Source organism: Clostridium sp. CTA-17 (assembly GCF_054767895.1).
Genome location: NZ_BAAABF010000001.1, coordinates 67,586 through 92,532, shown reverse-complemented (window position 1 = coordinate 92,532; position 24,947 = coordinate 67,586). Strand labels below are relative to the sequence as shown.

Below are 24,947 nucleotides of genomic sequence, written 5' to 3'. Positions count from 1 at the left end.
AAATCTCTTATACTAATTTTTTAAGATCCTCAACTGATTGAGCTTCTAAAAGCTTTTCTACAGTTTCTTCATCTGAAATTAACTCAACCATTTTAGTTAAATTCTTTAAATGTACTTCATTATCTACTGAAGCTAAAACAAAGAATAATTGAGCATCATACTCTTCTCCTTCACCAAAGCTCACTGGAGTATTCGTTTTCATAAAGCATATAGCTGTTTCATTAACTCCATGTCCTTCTTGTGCATGTGGTATAGCAATCCTTGGCGCAATTACTATATATGGTCCATGTTTTTTAATACTATTTATTATTAAATCCGCATACTCTTTTTCGATAACTTTTTCTTTTTCTAAGGGAGCACATGCAGCCTTAACTGCATCCTCCCAATTATCAAAGCCATCATGAAAAGAATATCTACCTTTTTCTATTAATTCTTTTAACATGATAATTTCCTCCACTCTTAAATCTTATAGGAATGAGTTATATGGTAAGTTTATATCTACAGAGAAACAGTCATCGAATCCTCTTGGATAATGATATTCTCTCTTATCCTTATCTTCTGGGAATGTAAACTTTCCACCTACTTGCCATATAAATGGTGTAAATTTATACTGTAATCTATATTTTTTCATGTCGTATAATGCTAAAATTTCATTTGTATCAGCTTGGAAGTTTGACCATATATCATGATGGAATGGTATTACTACTTGAGTATTTAATGCCTCAGCCATTCTTAAAATATCTACTGATGTCATTTTATCTGTAATACCTCTTGGGTTTTCTCCATATGATCCAAGGGCAACATCTATTTTATAATCATTTCCATGTTTAGCATAATAATTTGAATAATGTGAATCTCCACTATGATAAAGATTTCCTCCTGGAGTTTCTATTAAATAGTTAACAGCCTTATAATCCATATCTACTGGCATTTTTCCTCTTAAGTCTCCTTCTGGAGGAGCTGTTATTAAAGCTGTTCTATCAAAAGATTCTAAAGCATGTAATTGAATATCTTTTATTTTTATTACATCTCCCGGTTTAACAACTATACATCTTTCCTTTGGTACTCCCCATCCTATCCATTTATCAACACATGCTTGTGGTCCTATAAATGGAACATCTTCTGAACAATTTTTTAAAACTGCAGCGGCAACATTTATATCTATATGATCGTTATGATCATGTGTTGATATTATCGCATCAACATTCTTTATTGCAAATGGATCTAATACAAAAGGTGCAACTCTTAAATTAGGTTGTAGTTTCTTACCTCCACACATTCTTGCCATTTGATGTTCTGGATTTATGTAAGGATTTTTCTTTGTTCTTTTTCCGCTTCCGCACCAAAAATCTATACATATGTTTGTATTTCCTTGAGTTTTAAGCCATATACCTGTACATCCAAGCCACCACATAGAAAATGTTCCTGGTTTAACTACTTCATTTTCTATCTCTTCATTTAACCAAGTTCCCCATTCTGGAAATGTATTTAAAATCCATGATTCTCTTGTTATTTCATTTACTTTACTCATAATTATACCTCCACCCATTTTGATTATTCTGAACGTTTGATAAGTTCGTTTAATCACTTTATGATTAAATTATATACTGTAATTGTTTTCTTTGCAAGTCTTTTTTGATTGTTTTTGCTTTTTTTCTGTTTTTTTGTGCTATTAATTAACTTATTTTCGATTTTAATGTTCTTTTTGATCGTTTTTGTTCTATTTGCGTTGATTTATACTGTTCTTTTATGTACAATTATTATAAATAGCAATATCGAATTTAGTGCTATCTATAATAAACTTCAGTATTTAATCATTAAGATTAAATACAACTTCATATTTTAAAAAATTACTATCTACAAGTTTTAGTAACTTTTTCAAATTATCTATATATAATTTAATTTTATATTTATAATATTCGGAGAGATATTTATAGAAAATAATACCAAACAATATCGGTTAGGAGGCATTTATAATGAAAAACGCAAAAGGCTTTGTTTTTAAAAGACAACAGGCAATATTAAAATATTTAAAAGAAAATAAATTTGCTAAAACAGAAGAATTGGCTACTTTATTAAAAACATCTAATATAACAATAAGAAGAGATTTTCAAAATCTAGAAAAAGAAGGGGTTATAAGAAGAAAATATGGCGGGGCTGAACTTATTGAAGGAGCTTTGAGTGAAGACCCTTATTTCAATCATAGTAATATTGAAAGAGAAAAAATTAAAGATTCTATAGCTAAAAAAGCTGCTGAATTTATAGAAGACGGAGATAGTATATTTATAAACTCTAGTTCAACTGCAATAAAACTCTTAGAATATATAGAAGGTAAAAGAGTTATGGTAATTACAAACAATGGCAAAATCTTAGGTATGAATTTATCACCTAATGTAGAGATAATACTTACAGGCGGTGAAGTATATGGAAGAAAACAATCTATGGTTGGTGATATAGCCACTCAGATAATTTCTAAAATAACTGCAACTAAATGTTTTATAGGAGTTAGTGGTATAAACGCTAATACAGGAATCAGTACATCTGTTCTTCAGGAAACCACAGTAAATATGAAGATGCTTGATAATTGTAATGGGCCAACTTTTGTCTTAGCAGATAACTCAAAAATAGGAATACATCATAACTTTTCTAGTGGAGATATTTCTAAAGTTAATTATGTAATCACAAATGAAATCGAAGATGATAAGTCTGAACTTGAAAAATTAAGAGAAAAAGGAGTAAAAATAATATTCTCGTAAAATACTATTTCAATATTTTTATTAAAATTTATAAAGCTTAAGTAAAAAAAGATAAAAGCAAATTAATTGCTTTTATCTTTTTACTTATATAGCTATATATTTTTTAAAGCTTTCATATTCTTTTCTATTCTCTAATATTTAATTTCTTTGTACTAAATTATCCTCTAATTCTAATAAATATTAAGTTATTATTGTGTCAATACATCCATTAACTATAGATTTTTCTTTTAATTCATTCATATAACTATCTTCTGGACTTATAGTTCCATGAACCTTTATACCCTCTTCTCTAACTCCAAAGGGTCTATATTTTATAAGTTTATATCTACATTTATCGCCAATGATTTTAGATACTTCATCCACTGTTTTTTCGCTATTTAGTCCTTTAGCTATAACAGTTCTAACTTCATACATCTTGTCTAACTCTAATATTCTTTTTAAATTTTCTAAAACTAATTTATTTGATGATTTAGTTAGCCAAATATTTTCTTTTTCATCAATTGACTTAACATCAAGCATAAACTTATCTGTAAGATTTATAAGCTCATCATCTAATTTAGTATTACCATTAGTATCAACAAAGCAATTCAATCCAAGCTTTTTAACTTCTCTAAAAAGCTTTATTAAAAATTCAGAGTTTAAAGTGCATTCTCCACCACTAACAGTTATTCCTCTTATAAAAAAGCTGTCTTTTTCTATCTTTTTTACAAGTTCTTCTACTGAATATTCCTTAGTTTTAGGAGAAGACATATGTTCACATAACTTTATGCATTTATCACAAGAAATACATTCTTCCTCATCCCAAATAACTTTCCCCTCACTAATTGATAAGGCACCTACTTCACAATTTTCAACACATTTTCCACAAGATATACATTTATTTATAGTCTCAGGATTGTGGCAATATAAACATTGAAAATTACATCCTTGAAAAAATATAACCATTCTATTTCCTGGTCCATCAACACAAGAAAATGGAATTATCTTATTTATTAAAGCCATAATATCACTTACTTTCTAATTTTTCTTTCAAAGGCATGACAATTATTCTTTGCTCCCATGGCAAATAAGTCTGTATTATTAAGAACAGCCTCTCCTCTTTCAAGTTTCTCCACCTCTGAACGCTTAGCTAAATATCCAGTTACCCTTACTACATCTGCTCCACTTCCATAAACAGACATGTATCTTATTCCTGAATTAAAGGCACCCTTTATAATATCAACTAAGGCTTCTGGATGATCATTATATGTATCTTCAAATACAAATATATCTCCTATTCCATTATAAAAATATTTATGGAATGGTGCTGATTGCATTATATGATTAAATAATTCTGGTTCTTCTCCAACTGGTATTCTACATCCTGGTGATACATTCTGATCTAAATCAATTCCTACTTGTGCATGAAGAACATAGTGTCCTCCAAAACAATTTACATGTTTAGCTTCATGTTCTGATACTATTTTATTTAATTTCTCTATTATTCTTAATCCAAGTTTATTAGCTTTTTCTGAATACCCAAATCTATCACTTTGTTTCTCTGCTCCTAATAAAGTATTTACAGCCTCTGCTAGACCTACTACTCCAAACATTCCTGTAAATAATTTTTTCTGAATAAATCCTTCTTTTACTAAGAAATTAGAAGTAAAGAACTGAGTTTCCTCAACTAAAAATCTTATTCTTTCATCAATATACTGAATCATTTTAGTACTCACATAAGGTAATACATTCTCTAAAAAGTCCTCTACTGAACTAGCCTTTTTAGCTACCTCATTTAATTTTATTCTTACAAGGGTATATCCACCCCCACCAATATGAAATCCATTATAACAACTTGCTATAGCATATCTATCTGTTCCAAAGCTTTTCACATCCATTTTATGATTTGCAAAACTAGGTTTAGCTGTACTTAAAGCAACCTTTGCACATAAATTTATAAAACTCTCTGGAGTATTTTCTAAATCATACTTCATACTTAAATTCGGAACTGCACATTGAAGTTCATCCATAGACTCTAGTATTAATCTTCCTGCTACAGTCTCTCTTGGACCTATATTAGCATGTACAAAAGAATCAGTTAATGTTCTATCTATATGTTGTAAAAATAATTTAATTGCTCTTTTCGCTTCCCTTTCATCTTCTATAAATGGCTCTAAAAGTTCATCTATATTCCCAAGGTAAACTGGAAATGTAGTTATTGAAGGCACATGCTTATAGAAAATTAATAGGTTATTAGTTGCTTCCCATATATCCTCTGGAACTGAAAGATTTAAAAATTCACATCCCTTTTCCATAAGTAAAGAATAATCTGGAATTATGTATCTAGGTCTAAATGGTGCATTTCCTTCAAAAAGAGTACATATACAACCTTCATCTATTAATTTTTTTGTTTCATCATCAACATTTAATACTTCAATTGTACTTTCTGCATAAGCAGCTAAATCTTTAATTTGCTGATGATATGTTAATGACCTATCCTTTAGTATCTCTAATACTCTATTCATACTTTTTTCCTCCCCTTAAAACATATCAACCTGTTAAATAAAATACCATAATTGCCATTCTAAAAATTTATATAATTTGTTTAGTTTACAAACAGGCTAATCAAAAATATCAACATATAGAAGTTACAAGATTGATATCTTTGATTAACCTGCAAAATATTAAATCATATTGCAGGTTTTTTATATTAAATAGTTATTAAAACTTATATAATTTAAAAACTAATTAAGATATTTTTTCACAGTATAATAAGATATTCTCTAATTTTCATCTAATACTTTATATAAAAATTTAATCGCATCGTTATAACTTAATCCATTATGTCCTTTTTCTTTTTCATAATGTAGTATAACTTCAATATCATTATAACCTAAAATATCATTACTTTCTTCCATACTATACAAAAATGGTATTAATTGAGTAGAGTTGTCTGCTACAGAGCATAAATTTACATGCAAATAAATTTTAGGCACATAACCACTTTTTTTAAATGCCTCTACAATGCTAAATCTTTCTTTATACTTTAGAGAATCGCTAACATTGTCAAAACAAAATGTTATCACACTATCTAATGCTTCTTTGAAAACCCACCTTGTAGTATCTAACTGTGCATTGTCTGCAACAACCTTTGCACCTTTTAAATATATTCCCATAATAATTGATAGGTAACCTCCTGCTGAAGTACCATAAATAACCGTATTATCAAGGCTTATATTCATCTTTTCTATTATTGTTTTGAGTATTAGACTACTATTTTCAAGATAATAATTTTCATTTTTTCCTACACCCCATCCAAGCTGTAGATAATCATCTATATAAATAGTAGGATCCATACAGAAAACAGATGATGTTTTTATTTGATTAGCCCAGCTATGCCTTTGAAATACAGGTACATTTACATTTCCACCAGCAATAGCACCATTGTTAAAAACTATCAATTTATCACTATTGCTTTTTCTATTAATCAGATATTCATAAGGAACATTATCTTTTAATACTCTTAGTACATACATAGTATCATTTTTTATACTGATGTTATTAAGATCACAATATTTTATTGTATACTCTGGATACGGTAACTTTTCAATTTTTGAATTAACACGTGCCGTTCCCAATACATTTTCAATTAAAGATCTAGTTTTTTCTACTTCTGTCTTAATATCATACTCATCACCTATACTAAAAATTTTTTTACATCCATCATATTTATTCAAATATCTAATTAATACCTGTGCTAATTCTTTTTCATTATAATCAATTATTGTTCCACAGTTATACTTTTCAATCAATTCTCTTGCCACTCCCACATCTGTTGAAATTATAGGTGTATTAAGCATAACACTTTCAACAAGAGCAAGACTAAACCCCTCACTTAATGAAGTTAAAATAGTTGCAATACTGTTTTTTACATAAGGGTATGGATTTTCAACAAATCCAAGTATTCTAACATTTTCATTTAGTTTATTATCATTTATATACCTTTCCAGTTTTAAGCGTTCATCTCCATCTCCAAGAATATAAATTATAAAATCATCACAATATTTTTTTACTTCTTTTGCTGCTTTTAAAAGTAGTATTTGATTTTTATTATAATCAAGCCTTCCTAAGGTTGTAAAAAGCATTTTTTCTGGAATTTCAACTGTTTTTTTGCTTAAAAGTTTTATCTTTTCGCCATCAACTGAATTTGAAATTTTGACTACATTTTTTGTTATTCCAAATAACTCTTTAAGTGTAGTTTTGGTTACTTCAGAAATAACAACAATCTTATCAAATACTTTCAATACATTTGCTTGCATTTCATGTTCCTGTTTTACCATTTTATATTCATTTGTTGTTTTATCAAGAACAGTATAATCAAGTTCAGACATATCTCCTCTAATCCAAATAATTTTTTTACCTCCAACTATATATGAAGCAAAATATGAAGGAGCATTATGGTTACAAGCTATAATACAATCATATTTTTTACGAAGCCATTTATTAAAAAGGCTAGGATTTGAAAGTAAGTTATAATAATTTTTTAGAGCTTTAACTTCATCTAATTTTTCATCTGTATAATCAATAATCGGCTCTAATAACTTTATATTACTATTAAATATTGAATTATTGGAATACTTAAATAAAGGTAAAATACTTATATCATATTTTGTATTATCAAATCTATTTAAAACATCTGCTAAAGATTTTTCAGTTCCGTATCCATATGATACGCTCCAAGTAATGAACAACAATTTTTTCATTATATCACCTCAATTTTTATAATATGATTAATATTATATTTTGGTGAGACTTTTACATATATTTTGCTCCTCTACTCACAGAGGAGCTTTTACTATGTAATTTGATTGTTTAATTCATTAACAGTTATGGTTTTGCATCCTCTTTCTTTTAAGGCTGATATTATCTTTAATATAGGTGAATTTTCATTAAACTCATATATTTCCTCATTGTTTGCACTATTATTTTTATTCTCTATACTACCTAAAAACATATATGGATGTATGAAAAATGCCGTTAAAATTTCATTGCTATAATTTCTAATTCTTCTAGCTACAGTCTCTCCATTGTCCTTAACATATCCTAAAGGAGCAGGCACATATAATGTTGACTTATTACTAAAACTTATTAATGGATTTAAGTTCCAATATCCAGCATAGGGTTCAAACATAACTGGGAAGTATTGTTCTATTATTTTTTGCTGATTTCTATCTGCTTTGTAATGTGGACTTTCAAAGAAACCTATAGGTATATTTAAGGTCTTAGCTGTCTTTAATGATGATTCAACAACCTTTAAAACTTTATTTTTATTGCTATTAACATTCCATTTTAACTCTACTCCAACTCCACTTATTTGATTATTATGTTGGTGAGTGTATCCATGAAGACCAATTACAGCCCCTCTATTTATTAAATGATCTAACATATTTATAAAATGAACATTTTCAAAATTATTATTTTTAAGCAAATCATTATCTATGTTTTCTTCAGGATTTATGTATCTAGGTATCCAAGCTATATGAAATACTATATTATTAGATTTAAAGTAGTCACTTAAATATTTCATTTTTTCCATGTTATTATCTTTAGAAAAAACTCCACCAGCACTAACATCCTCTATTCTTATTAAAGCAGCTTTTCCTTCATTAACTTTATAATTACAGTTTATATTATTAAGTTTTCCCTGAAACATATAAATTGAGTTTTTATTTTCATACCAATCATCTCTCGCTTCAATAAGCTCTTTAAAATCATTTATAGAAATGTATTTTTTATGATCTAAATCTAAAACTTCTCCTCTTAAATCTAATTTATCCTTTTCTTTTAAAAGTTCTTTTTTCTCTAAATCTATGTAATTTTTATTTGTCTTGCTTAAAATCTTATTTCCATCAATTGATACTTGTCCATTTTTCTCTAAATCTTCTAAAGAAATATAATACCTTAAATTCTTTTCATAAATTTTATCACTTAAATTAACTTTACTATTATTTATAAATAAATTTAACCCTTCAACCTTATTTACTGGTCTATCCTTCTCTCCATCCACTTTTAAATATTCTATTTCTTCTCTTTTAACATTAGAATTAAAAGTTATTTTATTTCCACAAGCTTTTATATCTGTCATTGTATTTTTTCTAAATTTAATTATTTTAAATGTTATAACAATTAAAGCCACCACAAAAATTATTAATAATACTAAAGCTATGTTCTTAATATTTTTCTTCACCGAATTCCCCCTTTATATTTTTTCTTAAAATATACCTTATAAATTCAACTACGGATTTGCTATTTAATTAAGTTATATTTTTTATAATTAATAAACCATATAAAAACAATATAGCACATATTGATTTTCAATTAAATCAACATGTGCTATATTTTCACTTTATCTAGCCCAATCATGAAGATTATCCTTCATATCTTGTAAACCATCCATAAGGGTATATCCATCCCCTTTTTCTTTTTCTAAATGTTTAACAGTTCCAAAAGATTTATTTAAACTTAATTGTTCCTTGCCTGTTAAAACCCAAAGAGTTCTATAATTTATAGGCTTAACTTCTAAATCTTTTTCTCCAACTCCATCTGTAAAATATACAAGAATATGATTTCTCATATTATTTTCTTTTATATATCTAAATACTGGAGAAAATCTTGTTGAACCATTTTTCTTACTTCTTGGCTTTATATCTTTTATTCCTTTTAAATCATACACTCTTCTTATTTCATCATCACATTCAATAACTTTTATTTCAGCATTTTTATTTCTTACTATACCTAAAACTTCTATTATTATATTTTCAAACTCTTTATCAGAGATGGATGCTGAAACATCTATTGCTATTAATATTTTTGGAATAGAATTTGGCAATTTACCTCTAAGGTCTAATCTTTCTGGAAGACGTCTATCTTTTCTTGTTATAGTTTTTCTATAACTTCCTCTTGTTGTAGGAATTATATCCTTTAAAAATTCACTCCACTTTATCTCTGGTTTTTCTTTCATTAGTAAGATTATTTTTTCTAAATCCTTAGGAGCCTTGCCCTTATATGCGTTTATGGCTGTTTTCTTAGTTGTTCCCTCTAAACTATCTAAGCTTATAGAAACCTCTTCCCATACTTCATGGGATTTTTCTTGGCTTACTAAATCACCAGCATTTTTATCATCACCAGTAATACCATATTTTTTTCTTCTTTCAATTGCTTTTTGAATTTCTTCTGCATATTTTTCCATAGGCATATCTGGCTTTAACTCTAGATTATATTCTAAATTTATATAATCTAGCCTTTTACTATATGGAGGTAAATTCTTTATATACTGATTTATGGCTATATCCATAGCTATACTAACAGCAAGTTTTGAATATTTTCTACTTAAAGCCTTTTCTCTAGCATAATGAGACATCATTATATGATATACTTCATGCTTTAAAAGGGCCTGAACCTCTTTTAAATCACATTCTAATATTATTCTTGGGTTAAATACCATTGTGAAATATCCCATTTCTGGTTTAGTGGCTATAGGCCATTTAATATCAGTTCTTATTTCTCTCTTTACATGAATTAAAAACTGACCAAAAAATGAATTTTCTTTATCATAAAGAGAGATTATTACCTTCTCTATTAAACTCCAAAATTCTCTCTTAAAATCATCTGTTAAAGGCTTATTCTCCTCTTCAGCTTCCATTGCTATATTAAGAAGTTTCCTCCTAGTTCTTTCAAAATCCATAAGATTTCACCACCTAGCTATATATCTCAAAGAATGCTTCTAAGAACTTATCCTCATTTAATAAATTTCTATATAATTCTTCTGAGTGATCGCTTTTTATTTCCTTCATTATTCCTAATCTTAAATCCTTTGGATAACAAGATAACAAATCTGAAAATACTTCTAATTCTTTATTATAATCCTTTAATCCTTCAAGATAATATAAAGCACTCTTAGCTATTATATACATTCTTGAATGATTTTCACTCATTATTCTCTCTCTAATGTTAAATCCTAAAACATCACTTTCAAAAATTTCTTCATTAGAAATAATAGGCTTATTAAGATTACTTATATATGCTATAAATTCTTGTGCTATTGTTGAGCCTACATTTCCCTTTAAAGCATTATATAATATTTCCTTAGAAAAGTTCTTTTTATTTGATAAATACACTCTATAAGCCTTAGAAACCCTCTCCCAGCTTCTTGGAGTAGCTTTTATTGTTTCTAGTGAATTAGGAGTGTGGAAATATTCAGGGAATGTTGATAAAAATTCTATTATATGTTCATGGATATTTCCTTCTCCCATTGCCCAACTCATCCACTCTTTAAGATTTGAACTAATATCTATCCAAACAAATCTATCTTCTTGGGCTGGATCCATTTCAATAACCTGATAATCACTATCTTCATAGTTATCATATTTATTTGATGGATTCATAGCTGCTAATATATATACATCCTCATTTAACTTATATCCATTTATTTCTCTATTTAATATAAGGTTCATAAGTTCTTGTTGCACTGCATGCTCACATCTATTTAATTCATCAATAAATAAAAGAACTTTTTCTCCCTTTTCAATATGATCATCAATTTCCATAAGTTTTACATGTGTAGCATATTTTGTTACGCTTTTTTTAACTACGTCTCCTTTAAATAGGATTTCTTTCTTCTCTACCATTGGAAGACCACCTATTTCTCCCTCTTTAAGAAGATTTCCATCTATAGTAACCAAATGGTAATTATTTATTCTACTAAGTTCCTTTGCTAAAGAAGTTTTTCCTATACCACTTTCTCCTATTAAAAGAGGTACTTCTCCTGTCATAAGAACTAAATTAACTGTACTTAACGCTTCTTTAAAATCCACTTTAGTGTCCCTTCTTTCTATAAATCTCTCCGTGAAACTTACCTTATAACCTCTCTTGTGAAAAATCTAAAATATTTTCTCAACTAATCTATATTTATATTTTTAAATCTCTATTTTTATATTGATAACATACTATCAACTAATATTATCTTTGCTCTTTTACTTCCATATTCTTTGATAAATTCTACTTTGTTCATCTCTAAGACTTCTAAATCAATAAAATCTAAAAGATACCTTTCATCTACATTCTCTTCTGCAACTTTTTTTGTAAGTATATCAACAACCATATCAACATCTATACTTTCATAAAGATATTTAACAACATTTATATTGTCTCCTATAAAAGTTTCTAAATCTTCATATGTATAGTTTGGTAAAAAGTTTATTGCCTCAGCATCTTCCTTAACTGAAGCTCTCATTGCTTCCAAAGTAGGATTTTTTATAAATTTAATTGCTGACCAATGATTTTTAACAGCTATAAGCTGAACTTCTGGTGATGGATCTTCTATATACTTTATTGCATCATAGTCCCTAGAAACAGCTATTTGTTTTAACTTTTCTGAAGGATTTTTCACAAATTGTATAGCCCACCCCTTGGTTTTAACAGCCTCTTCAACCACCTTTTCTGAAGGTTCCTTAATAAGCTTTAAGGCATTCCATAGAGATTTTACTGCTAATATGCATATTTCCTCTGATGGATTTTTAACATACTCTATAGTAGTTGGATTTCTTCTTACAGCTTCCTCTTTACATTTTTCACATTGATTTTCAACATATTGAATTGTAAATGGATTTTTCTTAATAGCCTCTAGCTGCATCTCTTCTGATGGGTTTTCTATTTCTCTTATATATAAAGGATTTTCCTTAATCTTTTTTAATTCTAAATTATCCATAGCATTCATAAATTACACTTCCTCAATTTTATTTTTCTCTCAATAAATGCTCAATCATTTTAAAACTCAAATAATGTGTTGCTCCGTTAAAGTTGAGTAATTCTATCAACTTTCTAAATTACATTTATTATTATATAACAATTATTATTAAATATAAAGACATAAAATAAAATTTTAAAATAAACAATAAAATTTCTTTACCAAATTAATTTTCCTCTAAATATTTATATAAAAATCAACTTTCACTTAAAATAAAGTTTAAAAATAAAAACACCACCTTTAAATAAGGTGGCATTAAAAACTACTTTTATTTAAATATTATACATTATACTTATCTATGTCTCTTTGGACAGCTCTTAATAAATTATTAAGTTCCCAAACTTCTCCCTCTTCAATAAGTTTATTTAAACTTATTTGATATCTAGAAGCCTCAGCCACTTTTCCTATTGAAATAAGATTTAATATACTATTCATTATAGTACTTATAATATCTGATTTAACCTCAAATAAAGTTTGAGCATCCTTTATTTCATCTTTTATTTCAAGCATTTCTTCATCTAAAGTAAATGCTGCATCAGCTGCACGTTTTAATTTTAATTGTATGTCCTTTGGCAGATTCTTTTTATACTTATAATTTAAAGAATGTTCTATTGTAGCCCAGAAATTCATTGCTAAAGTTCTTATTTGAAATTCAGCAAGTATATCTTTTTGTCCATCTGCCATATTTATAGGATATCTTATAACCACATGATAGCTTCTATAGCCACTTGGTTTTACATTACTAACATAGTCCTTTTCATAAAGAACTTGCATATCTTTTCTATTCCTTATAATATTGACAACAGTATCTATATCATCAACAAATTGGCACATTATTCTTATACCTGCAATATCCTCCATCTCATATTGGATTCTATCTACAGGAATACTATATTTATTTGCCTTTTCTAATATACTAGATACCTCTTTCACCCTTCCAGTTACAAACTCGATTGGAGAATATTCATTTTTTCTTCTAAATTCTTTTCTAATACTTCTTAACTTTACCTTTAATTCACTTACTGCTTGATCATAAGGAGTTAAAAAGTCTTTCCAATTTTGTATAGCCATAGAACCACCTATTTCCTAACTCTCTTAGAGAGATTTATTTAACTCTCCTCGCTCATTATACCAAAAAAAGTATTAAAACTAAATATTTCAAAATCTTAATTTTACATGAAACAGTGTATTAATCTAAGATTTTTATTGGGTCAAAATTTATAAAATCACAGCTTGTAAGCTTATAATCTATTCCATCTCTCTCTTCATTTAATACTTTGCCCTTAAGTGCCATACCATGAAGATGACCATAAATAACCTTATCAACACCAAACTCTTTAAATATATTGATAAAAGCTGAATCCTCAAACTTCTCATTTGTAGGTGGATAATGTACCATGCATATTATCTTTTCATGACCTGCCTTTTTAGCTTCTTCTAAAGATAATCTTAATCTTATTTGTTCCCTATCAAAAATCTTTTTATCCTTTTGTGTGAATTTATCAGAACCTTCACAAATCCATCCTCTGCTTCCACATATAGCCCAATCTTTATATGTAAAAAAATTATTTTGTATGAACTTTGTATTTTCATACATTTTATTCAATTTAGAAATACTTCCCCACCAATAATCATGATTCCCTTTAATTATTATCTTTTTACCTGGAAGTGCGTCTATCCAATCTAAATCATCTTTACTTTCATCTGATTTCATTGACCAAGAAATATCCCCTGCTATTAAAACAGTATCTTCCTCAGTAATTTTATTATTCCAATTTTCTTTTATCTTCTCATGATGATTACGCCACTTCTCACCAAAGATATCCATTGGTTTATCTGTATTAAGTGCTAAATGCAAATCAGAGATAGCATATAACGCCATATTTCATCACCTTTCATATTTCTATTTAATCTTACATGTAATTATTAGAGAAAATATTTTCTTTAGTAACCTAAAATAAATCATCTAAATTAATCTACATTTTGTCAGTAATTTATTATACACTTTTATTAATTATATATACAAGTTTCAAAGTGGTAGAAATACTTTTAAAATACAATTTATAAAAAGCACATTTTTCATCAAATTCAACTTTATAATTTCAATACTCAAAGTTTTTAAATTTACTTCTTAATTAATTGTAACCCCCTCGATTTATATATTATTATTTAATAAATAACTAGATTAAATTAAGTGTAAATATCTAATTAAAATCACATATAAATAAAAGAGTGTAAATAGAATATATTACCCTTAATAATAATTAGCTAATATATTCTAATACACTCTTCTAAAAAAGAATTATGCTAAAACTATTTTATTGTAGTTTTTCTTACCTCTTTTAATTAAAGCTTCACCATTTTCGAAGTCAGCCTCTTCTAATGTCTTTTTAAAATCAGCAACTTTTTCTCCATTTAATGATAATCCACCTTGTTTAACAAGTCTTTTTCCTTCAGCTTTTGATGGAACTATTTCAGCTTCAACTAAAATATCTAAAAGTTCTGAACCTAACTTATCTTTTCCCATTTCATAAGTTGGAACATTACTCATGTCTCCACCTTTTCCAAATAAAGCTTCAGCAGCTTGTTGAGCCTTTGTAGCTTCCTCTTCACCATGTATAAGTTTAGTTACCTCAAATGCTAAAACTTTTTTAGCTTCATTTATTTGAGAACCTTCTAAACTTGAAAGTCTTCTAACTTCATCCATTGGAACAAATGTTAATAATTTTAAGCATTTTTCAACGTCTGCATCATTAACATTTCTCCAGTATTGGTAGAACTCGTATGGAGAAGTTTTCTCTGGATCTAACCATAATGCACCATTAACTGTTTTACCCATTTTTTGTCCTTCTGAGTTAGTTAATAATGTACAAGTCATAGCATATGCACTTTCTTGTGATTTCTTTCTTACAAGTTCAACGCCAGCTATCATGTTTGACCATTGGTCATCTCCACCTAGCTCCATTTTACAGTTGTATTTTTTATTTAAAACATAGAAGTCATATCCTTGCATTAACATGTAGTTAAATTCTAAGAATGAAAGACCTCTTTCAAGTCTTTGTTTAAAACATTCTGCTGAAAGCATTCTGTTAACTGAGAAGTGAACTCCAACCTCTCTTAAGAATTCAACATAGTTTTGGTTTAATAACCAATCAGCATTGTTAACAAGTATAGCTTTATCATCTGAAAAATCGATGAATTTCTCCATTTGCTTTTTGATACAAGCAACATTATGAGCTATAGTCTCATTTGTCATCATCTTTCTCATATCAGTCTTACCACTTGGATCTCCAATTGTAGCTGTACCTCCACCAATTAAAGCTATTGGTCTATGTCCAGCCTTTTGCATATGAGCCATAAACATCATTGCAATGAAGTGTCCTACATGTAAACTATCAGCTGTTGGGTCAAATCCTATATAAAAAGTAACTTTTTCCTTCTCTAAAAGTTCTCTTGTTTCAGCTTCATGAGTAAACTGTTTTATGTACCCACGTTCCATTAACGTATCTAATACATTAGCCATTTGTTTATCCCTCCAAAAAAATTCTAATCCAGCTTACTTGCTGGTGCTATATTTAGCATATCATATAGTATATAGTATATCCTTTATTATATTAATTCTCAATTGATTTTAAAAAAAAGCTATTTTTTTAATCATACAAATCTAAATAACTAGCCAAAAACAAGTCTGACTAAAAATATATAAAAAAATAAGAACCATAACTTTTAATTATAGTTCTTATTATACCCATAGTATTAAATATCATAAATACTACACAAATCTATATAAAACAATTTATTTTCTAAACTAGCTAAAGCTTAAGCCACATATTTCTTGATATTTTCAGGCATTACTTTCACATCTCCATGAATATTTACAAATACGTTTACATCTAATTCTCTGCTCATAAGTTCTATTTTCCCCAAATAATTTTCTAGGTCCTCTAATTCTATATCCTCCAAAATATTTGCTATGCTATCAATATATATACTTTCTACATCATAATCTCTAGAAATTATCCCTTGTAAAAATCCATAAAATTGATCATAACTGTTTATACAGTAATTATCCATAGGTATAAGTCTAACCTTTTTATTTAACTGAAGCATTCTTTTATTATCATCATCAATAAAAATAATACTTCCTTTAGACTTTTCAATTTCTTCATTAGCTAGTTTAACTAAATTTTTGCTTTTTCCAGCACCTCTTTGGTTAAAGAATAGTTGAATCATCTTTACCACCCCTTAATAATAATTTTATCAGGTAAAAACTTACTTTATATATCATATTCGTAATGACTCCAAAATATTAACCTATTGTTCTATATTTATTAAATATAAATTTAGTTATATTCTCTTCATTAACGGTTATAACTTTCACCTTGTTAGTAAAGCTCTCTTTTACTTCTTTTCCCCCTAAATTGTAATTCATTTCCCCATCTCTGCTATCTAAGCTTATTATTTTTTCATATATCCACATATTTCTTTTTATATATCCTATACGTCCATCCCTATATCTTTTTACAATTTCCCCTGGACAATATACTGTTAACTCTTTCTTTCCTAAGACTACCTCAACAATCTTATTATATTGTGAGTAATCTCTGTATATCATAATATTTCTTATAGTATCAATTATTAAGGCTACAGGATATTCATTAGGTACTATTTCTCTTATTTTTTTCTCCATACTTTTCATCATATCTAAAATATTGCCTCTTATTATAAAGGTTTGTTCTTCACCTAATAAATTTCTTATTTTTATCATATTGTGTGGTATATAAATACTATTTACATCTGAAAAAACTAATAATCCACCTAGTGTACACATTGATTTTCCAGAGATATTATTTTTATAAATTATATTGCTACTACTAAGTAAAAATTCTCTATTTTCCTTAGATATCTTAATACCCTTTAGATAAAAATATCTTTTTACTAATTCCTCATTTAAAAAATCTATACTACTATTTACTATGGGGCATGTCTCCAAATTAAAGCTTATACCTTTTTGAAATTCTGATAAAAGCTCTTGTTTTCTCATAATATCTGTAGTTGAACCTCTTCTTATATAAAAAGCTCCATTTTCTCTTATTTGATAAGGCCTTTGATAGCTATTAAATATTACTATTACCAATAATCTTTTTCCATCTAAAAAACATTCCTCTAAACTTATTGGAACAGGCGGTTCAATCCTTGATGCCACTATTTGTTGAACTCTTTCTTCAGTAATATAATCAGCATCCACACCAACTATTTTCTTTGTTTTATCCTCAACTCCTATTATTATATACCCTCTTCCCCCTCTGGAATTAGCTATAGCACATATATCCTTTGCAAGTTCTTTTTTAACACTTTCTGTAAACAACTCTATTTTTAATTTAAAATCTAATTTTTCATATTCATTTTTCTTTATTAAATTTCTCAGTTTATTCTCATTCATAATAACCCTCTTCTTTAATAAATATTATTGCCCATATACCTTAAATAAAATATAGCATAAAATTAAAGCCCATAGAACATTATATTCTATAGGCTTTTTTAAATTGATTGTATTTATAATTTAAGAAACTATTTATTAAATTAGCTCTTAATCTGCATATTAAAAGCAATTTCTACTTAAAATATAGACTTATTTTAAAGTGTATTTCCTGTAATTGTTGTGCCATCAATTTCAACATCAACATTAATCTTTAAATTTGTAATGCTTATAGGATCCTTTTCTAATACCTCGTCTGGATATTTTCTATAAAAAAGATTACCAACATTTACAATGTCTATATCACTCTCTTTAAAGCTTTCAAAGAAAAGTTCTAAGTATTGTTTTATTACTGCCTCTTCTTCTAACTCTAAAAGATTTAAAAGTTTTTCATCTACAATGAGTCTTGATTGTGATTCCCCAATTAAACATTTAACTTTTATATCCTTATAAAGAGTTATATTTTCTCCATCATAACTTATTGATGTCTTTGTTTTTGCATTGGATATATCCAATGTTATAAAAGTATTAGGATCTTGGGGGTTCATAACTTCTAGAGTTCCTTTTTTTAAATCCCCTATTAAAAGATTATAGCTCATGCCTTCCTCTGCAGTTATTCTTCTAACTAAGACCTCATTTTTTAGCAAGGCTCCTCCGCTTAGTTCTAATCTTTTTTCTTTCATATCATCTCTTATACTTAATGCACCTAAAACTAGTAGATTTCCATAATTAGTTCTCAGCTCTAAATAATCATTAGCATCAATAGCTATAACCCTAGGACTTTTATTCATCCTTTGAACTAAATCATCAATAAAAACACCTAAATATTCTTCATCAACAGTTACATCATTTAAAAGTTCTTCTGGAGAACCAAATAAAACAAACATATATGGTCTAATCATGAATTCTTGATTCTTATTTATAATATCTATGTACTTTCTTATACCATTTTTAGCTGCCTTCTCTGTAAATATATATCCTTTGCATTGAGTAAAGTCTAACTTACTACTAGAATACATATTTATATCTTTCATAGCTTCTAAAACTGTTTTTCCAGTACCTTTATATAATACTCTTCTTCCTTTATCAGAACTTTCATTTGAACTTCTATATGGTTTTACACAATCTAAATATATATCTATATTTCCCACTTCATTTTCATCAAATATTATACTTGTTACAAATGTAACTCTATTTATATCCTTATAATTATAGCAACCAATAAGCATGGTTGACATAATTATTATGCTTAATAAACTAGCTATAACTTTCTTTAGGTTCATTTTTACCATCCTTACCGACTATATCTTTTGATATTTCGTCTAATCTTCCTCTCATAATAATGTCTTTAAATTTATATCTATTTAAAGTTCCTAGTGGGAATAAGTATTGATATTCACAACTTCTTAAATGTGCTAAGTGAGATAATAATACAACGCTTATTAAAATCACACCAGGAATTCCAAAAAGCGAAGATATAATTACTATTCCTATACTCCAAACTGATACCGCACCATAAAGCTTAGGAATTAAGAAATAACAAACTGCACTTAAAGCCACTACTACAATAGTTATCCTTGAAGCAATGCCAGCCCCCACAGCAGCCTCTCCTAAAATAAGTCCTGATACTAAACTCATAGATGTCCCTATAGGTTGGGGCAATCTTAAACCTGCTTCCTTTATTATTTGAAATAATAACATCATTATTATGACCTCTGCTACTATTGGGAATGGAACCCCTGCCCTAGCAACTGCTAATCTAAAGACAAATAAACTAGGTAAAACCGAAAAATGATGAGTAACTAATGCAACATATATTCCTGGTAAAAACATAGCAATAAAAAATGCTATCCATCTTAAAATTCTAGTAAAACTAGTAAAATACCTATTTAAATAATAATCATCTGGTGTTTGAAAGTTTTCTATAAAAAAGAAAGGTACTGTAAGAACAAAAGGAGTACCATCTACTATTATTGCAACCCTTCCTTCTAATAGTTTTGCTGCAACCTCATCTGCTTTTTCTGTGTATCCAACAGTATCAAATAAAGTTCTATCTTCTCTAAGTTTAGCCTCAATATAATTAGTATCTAATATAAACTTATAATCTAAATTTTTTATTTTTTCTCTGATTTCATCAATTAATTCCTTTGGAGCTTTATTTTTTATATAAGATATGCATACTACAGTTTGAGTATCTTCCCCTACGTATAAAGGCTCGAATTTTAAATTATGATTTTTTATTCTTCTTCTTAATAAGGTAACATTATCAACAAAGGCCTCATTAAATCCTTCTCTAGGCCCCTTTATTACTGCTTCTGTTATTGGAATTCCAACACCTCTTCTTGTATAACCCTTTGTTTCGCAATAAATTACCTTATCAAACTTATCAAAGATTATTACTACATCACCTGATAAGACATGAAGTAATGTATCATTTTTATCCTTTGACCAATTTGTTATATTTATATCTATAACCTTAGTCATAATATCATTTTCATCTTTTATTCCATCCTTAACTAAAGTTAATGGTTTTACTATGTACTCACTTATGAACTGAGTAGAACATAAAACATCCATAAAAACAATTGTGGCCGGTCCTAAAGCTGTATCCACCTCCCTATACTTAACATCAAAACTATCTTTTAATTTGTCTTTTAAGAAATCTAATTGTTTTTGCATTCATTTATCACCCAAAAATATTATCCGCTAGTATTATGTTTAATATTCATTTTTTTGAGAATACTAAAATTTGAAATTATAAAAGAAATGAGGTGATGTCTTTGGGAAAGCTAACTGCAAGACATTTTATATTTTTTATCATTGCTGCCATAAGTACATCTTTGGTTAACTATACATCCTTATTTATAAAAATAGGTGGAAGAGATACTTGGATTTTCACTATAATCTCTGGAATTATATTTTTCTTTGTAACTTCCTTTATTTTTAGTGTAATCTCCAAGATAGACTATTATGACTTTAAAGAAACTTGCTATATAGTTCTTGGTAAACCATTAGGAAATATTTATATATTAATATTTTCACTGACTTTAGTATTAATGTGCATAGAATCAGCTTCTGTAAGTTCATCTTCTATAAACGTTAATATTTTTGCTCAAAGTCCAATATGGTATTGTTTATTATTTTTCATAATAACTGTGTTTTTAATAGGTAAAAATAGATTTAATAGCATACTTATAATATGTATAGTTTGTGTAAGCATTGTACTGGCAATTAATTTGTTATTAGCATTATTAAACATTAAATATATAGATTACACATTTCTTCTTCCTATATTTAAGGATAGAAGAATTTCAGAATATATTCTTTGTGCTTTAACTCAATTAGGTTCCTTATCAAGCTTAGCTATAGTTTTGCCTATTCTTCCAAGAATAGATGATAAGAAAAACTTAAAAAAAATCTCAATAACCACAATACTCTTAACATCTATATTTTGTGCTTTGTGTGTTGTTATATTAATATCAACTTTAGGTTCTTTGAGATCTGCAAATGTATTTTATCCTCAATTTGTTCAAACTCAAAGAATTTATTTTGGTGGTTTTGTAGAGAATGGAAATGTTTTTGTAATGATTTCCTCTACTCTTTCTTGGGTTGTAAAGTATCTAATAACTATTTTTTCATTGTATACAATCTGGAAAGATAGGGTACAATACAAACGTAATTTTATAGCATTAATTTCAGTAATAGTATATGCCTTTTCTTACTTAGCTGCTAAGAATATATACACACTTTTTATACTATTAAAATACTATCAATACATACTTTTAATAGTGCTGTTTATATGCCCTATAATCATATATACACTAGCTTATTTTAAGCGTCAGAAATTTAAATATTTGAGGTAAAAAGTATTGTATTCTTTTTTCTATATGATATAATCAATATATAAAATAAAATTTAGTAGATATGTACTTTATTTCTGTCCTGTAAAATTTATTTTATTAGTTTTATAGTATAGATTTCAAACGTACCTAGTAAATTTTACAGGAGGTAAAAGAAATGGAAGATAAAAATTTAGTTTGTAAAGACTGTGGAAAAGAATTCGTATTCACTGTAGGAGAGCAAGAATTCTTCAAAGAAAAAGGATTTGAAAACGATCCAGTTAGATGCCCAGCTTGCAGAAAAGCAAGAAAAGCTCAAAAAATGAATAGATAATTGATAATTAACGCAAGTTTATTCATAAATTAAAAGTTCTGCACTTTGCAGAACTTTTTTCATTTCTATTTCATAAAATTAATCTTATTTGGAAATATTATATAGAGCAATCTAACTTATGATTCTTATACATAATTAAATATAATTTTATAAAAAACTATATACTCATTTTTTAATATATTATGGATAGATTTTTCTTTTTATGGTATATTTATGAGTATATAAAAATGAGAGAAAAGGGATGATAAACAATGTCAAATGCTGAGCACTCATCAAATTTTATAAGAAATATAATAATAGATGATTTAGATAGCAAAAAACATGATACAATAATAACTCGTTTTCCACCTGAACCTAATGGATATTTACATATAGGTCATGCAAAGTCTATAGTTCTAAACTTTGAATTAGGAAAAGAGTTTAATGGAAGAACTAACCTAAGATTTGATGATACTAATCCAACTAAAGAGGATACTGAGTACGTTGAATCTATTAAAGAAGATGTTAATTGGTTAGGTTATAACTGGAGCGAATTACATTTCGCATCAAACTATTTTGATGAAATGTATAAAAGAGCTCTACTTTTAATTAAAAAAGGAAAAGCTTATGTTTGTGATTTAACTCCAGAAGAAATCAAAGAATATAGAGGTACTCTTACTGAGCCTGGTAAGGAAAGTCCATATAGAAATAGATCAGTTGAAGAAAACTTAGATCTATTTGAAAGAATGAGAAAAGGTGAATTTGAGGACGGTTCAAAAGTTTTAAGAGCTAAAATAGATATGAGCTCACCTAACATAAACTTTAGAGATCCTATAATTTATAGAATTGCTCATGCTAGCCACCATAATACAGGTGATAAATGGTGTATCTACCCTATGTATGACTTTGCTCATCCATTAGAAGATGCTATTGAAGGAATAACTCACTCTATTTGTACTTTAGAATTTGCTGATCACAGACCATTATATGATTGGTTCGTTAAAGAATGTGAAATGGAAAGTGTTCCAAGACAAATTGAGTTTGCAAGACTTAATATCACAAACACTGTTATGAGTAAAAGAAAATTAAAGCAATTAGTTGATGAAGGCATAGTTGATGGTTGGGATGACCCAAGAATGCCTACTGTTGCTGGACTTAGAAGAAGAGGTTACACTCCTAAGTCAATAAGAAACTTCTGTAAAGCTATAGGAGTTGCTAAGGCAGATTCTACTGTTGATTCTCAAATGCTTGAGCATTTCATAAGAGAAGATCTTCAAGAAACTGCTCCAAGAGCTATGGCTGTTATAAATCCACTTAAATTAGTTATAACAAACTATCCTGAAGGAGAATCAGAAATTCTTGAAATAGAAAATAATCCTAAGGATGAATCAGCTGGTAAAAGAGCTGTTACATTCTCAAGAGAAGTTTATATTGAAAGAGAAGATTTCATGGAAAATCCTCCAAAGAAATATTTCAGATTATTCCCAGGAAACGAAGTAAGATTAAAAGGTGCTTATTTTGTAAAATGTAACGAAGTAATAAAAGATGAAAATGGCGAAGTTACAGAAATTCACTGTACTTATGACCCAGAAACTAAGAGTGGAACTGGATTTACTGGAAGAAAAGTTAAAGGAACAATCCACTGGGTTGATGCTAATAACTGTATTCCTGCTGAGTTTAGATTATATGAACCATTAATCTTAGATGATTGTGAAGAAAATGAAGGAAAGCACTTCCTTGAGCAAATAAATCCTAACTCATTAACTATATGTAAGGGATTCATTGAGCCAAGTGCTAAAGATGCTAAACCTCAAGATAAATATCAATTATTTAGACATGGTTACTTCAATGTTGATCCTAATTTCACAAGTGATGATAATTTAGTATTCAACAGAATAGTTTCATTAAAGAGTTCATTTAAATTAAAATAATAAGAAATAATATTTAAGGGCATATATTCAAAATATTTTTTGCTAAAACCTACAACTCTATTCTATTTATACTATTTGTAAGTTTTATCATTAATATTTGATAATGCCCTTTTTCTTATTTAAATCTATTAATAAAATTTTACTTGTATTTATTTTCTCTAATTTAAGTTAAATATTTTCCTATATTCCTTAATCTCCTCAAAAATCTATTACAAATTTTCCTTACCTTTAATTTTCAAAGAAGTCTAATAAAATTTATTTCTCTTTATTCTACTTCATTCAAAAAAGATTTCACCACCCATTGAAAATTATTATCATTTACTATTGACATTATTATCTTACTATTGTATTATAATGACATGAACTAATTGAAATTGATTTTCATTAATAATAAGAATTAAATTTACGAGGTGATATATATGAAAAAATTAAATGTTATTTATTGGTCAGGTTCTGGTAATACAGAATCTATGGCTAACTTAATAGCTGAAGGAGCTAAAGAAAACGGATTAGAAGTAAAACTTTTAAATGTTTCTGATGCATCTACTCTAGATGTAGAAGGATGTGATGTATTAGCTTTAGGTTCTCCTGCTATGGGATGTGAAACTATTGAAGAAGGCGAAATGGACCCATTTGTTGAAGAAATTTCAGGACTTGTATCTGGAAAACCAACTTTATTATTCGGTTCATATGACTGGGGAACTGGTGAATGGATGGATACTTGGAAAGATAGAATGGAAGGCTACGGTGCAAATGTAGTAAATACATTAATAGTTAATAATACTCCAGAAGGAGAAGACATAGAAAATTGTAAAGCTGCTGGTAAAGCACTTTAAAATTTATCT

General features: G+C 27.8%; 21 protein-coding genes. 5 read left to right on the top strand and 16 right to left on the bottom strand.

From position 1 onward, the window contains the following. Window positions 1-7 precede the first annotated feature (7 nt). Entirely contained in the window at window positions 8-442 is a 435-nt protein-coding gene (locus tag ACYUCG_RS00385) for a PTS sugar transporter subunit IIA (protein WP_460267827.1), read from the bottom strand. Between the two features lie 24 nt (window positions 443-466). Further along, window positions 467-1,531 (bottom strand): L-ascorbate 6-phosphate lactonase, encoded by a 1,065-nt coding sequence (gene ulaG / locus ACYUCG_RS00380; RefSeq protein WP_003457064.1) that lies wholly within the window; start codon window positions 1,529-1,531, stop codon window positions 467-469. 445 nt (window positions 1,532-1,976) lie between these two features. Here ulaG and ACYUCG_RS00375 point away from each other — a divergent pair, with 445 nt between their 5' ends. Further along, on the top strand, window positions 1,977-2,756 hold the full coding sequence (locus tag ACYUCG_RS00375) for a DeoR/GlpR family DNA-binding transcription regulator (RefSeq protein ID WP_421751027.1): 780 nt from the start codon (window positions 1,977-1,979) through the stop codon (window positions 2,754-2,756). Between the two features lie 180 nt (window positions 2,757-2,936). Here the strand turns inward: ACYUCG_RS00375 and ACYUCG_RS00370 are convergent, their stop codons facing one another. The 14 genes from ACYUCG_RS00370 to ACYUCG_RS00305 all read right to left on the bottom strand — a co-directional run bounded on the left by ACYUCG_RS00370 (window position 2,937) and on the right by ACYUCG_RS00305 (window position 20,698). Beyond that, a complete protein-coding gene (locus ACYUCG_RS00370) occupies window positions 2,937-3,758 on the bottom strand; it encodes a YjjW family glycine radical enzyme activase (protein WP_283704049.1) in 822 nt (273 codons plus the stop codon). Between the two features lie 8 nt (window positions 3,759-3,766). Further along, window positions 3,767-5,260 (bottom strand): YjjI family glycine radical enzyme, encoded by a 1,494-nt coding sequence (locus tag ACYUCG_RS00365; RefSeq protein WP_198604484.1) that lies wholly within the window; start codon window positions 5,258-5,260, stop codon window positions 3,767-3,769. Window positions 5,261-5,518: 258 nt separating this feature from the next. Next, window positions 5,519-7,498, bottom strand: coding sequence for a glycosyltransferase (locus tag ACYUCG_RS00360; RefSeq protein ID WP_460267826.1), 1,980 nt, complete (start codon window positions 7,496-7,498; stop codon window positions 5,519-5,521). A gap of 92 nt (window positions 7,499-7,590) precedes the next feature. Further along, complete coding sequence (locus tag ACYUCG_RS00355) at window positions 7,591-8,982, bottom strand: polysaccharide deacetylase family protein (RefSeq protein ID WP_460267825.1); 1,392 nt, start codon at window positions 8,980-8,982, stop codon at window positions 7,591-7,593. A gap of 159 nt (window positions 8,983-9,141) precedes the next feature. Beyond that, a complete protein-coding gene (locus tag ACYUCG_RS00350; RefSeq protein ID WP_208342456.1) occupies window positions 9,142-10,479 on the bottom strand; it encodes a vWA domain-containing protein in 1,338 nt (445 codons plus the stop codon). A 13-nt stretch (window positions 10,480-10,492) separates the two neighbouring features. Next, window positions 10,493-11,608, bottom strand: a complete 1,116-nt coding sequence (locus ACYUCG_RS00345) for an AAA family ATPase (protein ID WP_078233391.1) — start codon at window positions 11,606-11,608, stop codon at window positions 10,493-10,495. Between the two features lie 116 nt (window positions 11,609-11,724). After that, the gene (locus ACYUCG_RS00340; RefSeq protein WP_111917164.1) at window positions 11,725-12,510 is read right to left on the bottom strand and encodes a hypothetical protein; all 786 of its coding nucleotides are present in this window, start codon (window positions 12,508-12,510) and stop codon (window positions 11,725-11,727) included. Window positions 12,511-12,819: 309 nt separating this feature from the next. Beyond that, window positions 12,820-13,611, bottom strand: coding sequence for a GTP pyrophosphokinase (locus ACYUCG_RS00335; protein WP_087328339.1), 792 nt, complete (start codon window positions 13,609-13,611; stop codon window positions 12,820-12,822). Window positions 13,612-13,729: 118 nt separating this feature from the next. After that, window positions 13,730-14,422 (bottom strand): metallophosphoesterase, encoded by a 693-nt coding sequence (locus ACYUCG_RS00330; protein WP_011590287.1) that lies wholly within the window; start codon window positions 14,420-14,422, stop codon window positions 13,730-13,732. Between the two features lie 420 nt (window positions 14,423-14,842). Then, entirely contained in the window at window positions 14,843-16,063 is a 1,221-nt protein-coding gene (gene tyrS, locus ACYUCG_RS00325) for a tyrosine--tRNA ligase (RefSeq protein ID WP_240297735.1), read from the bottom strand. A gap of 296 nt (window positions 16,064-16,359) precedes the next feature. After that, window positions 16,360-16,773 carry a hypothetical protein gene (locus tag ACYUCG_RS00320; RefSeq protein WP_460267824.1) on the bottom strand — a complete coding sequence of 138 codons (414 nt, stop codon included), beginning with the start codon at window positions 16,771-16,773 and terminating at the stop codon, window positions 16,360-16,362. Window positions 16,774-16,849: 76 nt separating this feature from the next. Further along, entirely contained in the window at window positions 16,850-17,983 is a 1,134-nt protein-coding gene (locus ACYUCG_RS00315; protein ID WP_460267823.1) for an AlbA family DNA-binding domain-containing protein, read from the bottom strand. 194 nt (window positions 17,984-18,177) lie between these two features. Continuing rightward, window positions 18,178-19,302, bottom strand: a complete 1,125-nt coding sequence (locus ACYUCG_RS00310; RefSeq protein WP_060796544.1) for a Ger(x)C family spore germination protein — start codon at window positions 19,300-19,302, stop codon at window positions 18,178-18,180. Next, window positions 19,277-20,698, bottom strand: coding sequence for a spore germination protein (locus ACYUCG_RS00305; RefSeq protein ID WP_060796543.1), 1,422 nt, complete (start codon window positions 20,696-20,698; stop codon window positions 19,277-19,279). Before ACYUCG_RS00305 ends, ACYUCG_RS00310 begins: the two co-directional genes overlap by 26 nt. Window positions 20,699-20,793: 95 nt before the next feature. Between ACYUCG_RS00305 and ACYUCG_RS00300 the strand changes: the two genes are divergently transcribed. The 4 genes from ACYUCG_RS00300 to ACYUCG_RS00285 all read left to right on the top strand — a co-directional run bounded on the left by ACYUCG_RS00300 (window position 20,794) and on the right by ACYUCG_RS00285 (window position 24,938). Beyond that, window positions 20,794-21,882, top strand: a complete 1,089-nt coding sequence (locus ACYUCG_RS00300; RefSeq protein WP_242862270.1) for a GerAB/ArcD/ProY family transporter — start codon at window positions 20,794-20,796, stop codon at window positions 21,880-21,882. A 154-nt stretch (window positions 21,883-22,036) separates the two neighbouring features. Continuing rightward, complete coding sequence (locus ACYUCG_RS00295; protein WP_003452998.1) at window positions 22,037-22,192, top strand: zinc-ribbon domain-containing protein; 156 nt, start codon at window positions 22,037-22,039, stop codon at window positions 22,190-22,192. A gap of 251 nt (window positions 22,193-22,443) precedes the next feature. Beyond that, entirely contained in the window at window positions 22,444-24,102 is a 1,659-nt protein-coding gene (locus ACYUCG_RS00290; protein WP_061426548.1) for a glutamine--tRNA ligase/YqeY domain fusion protein, read from the top strand. Between the two features lie 419 nt (window positions 24,103-24,521). Beyond that, window positions 24,522-24,938: a flavodoxin gene (locus ACYUCG_RS00285; protein ID WP_060796540.1), complete on the top strand. Its 417-nt coding sequence runs from the start codon at window positions 24,522-24,524 to the stop codon at window positions 24,936-24,938. Window positions 24,939-24,947: the final 9 nt, after the last annotated feature.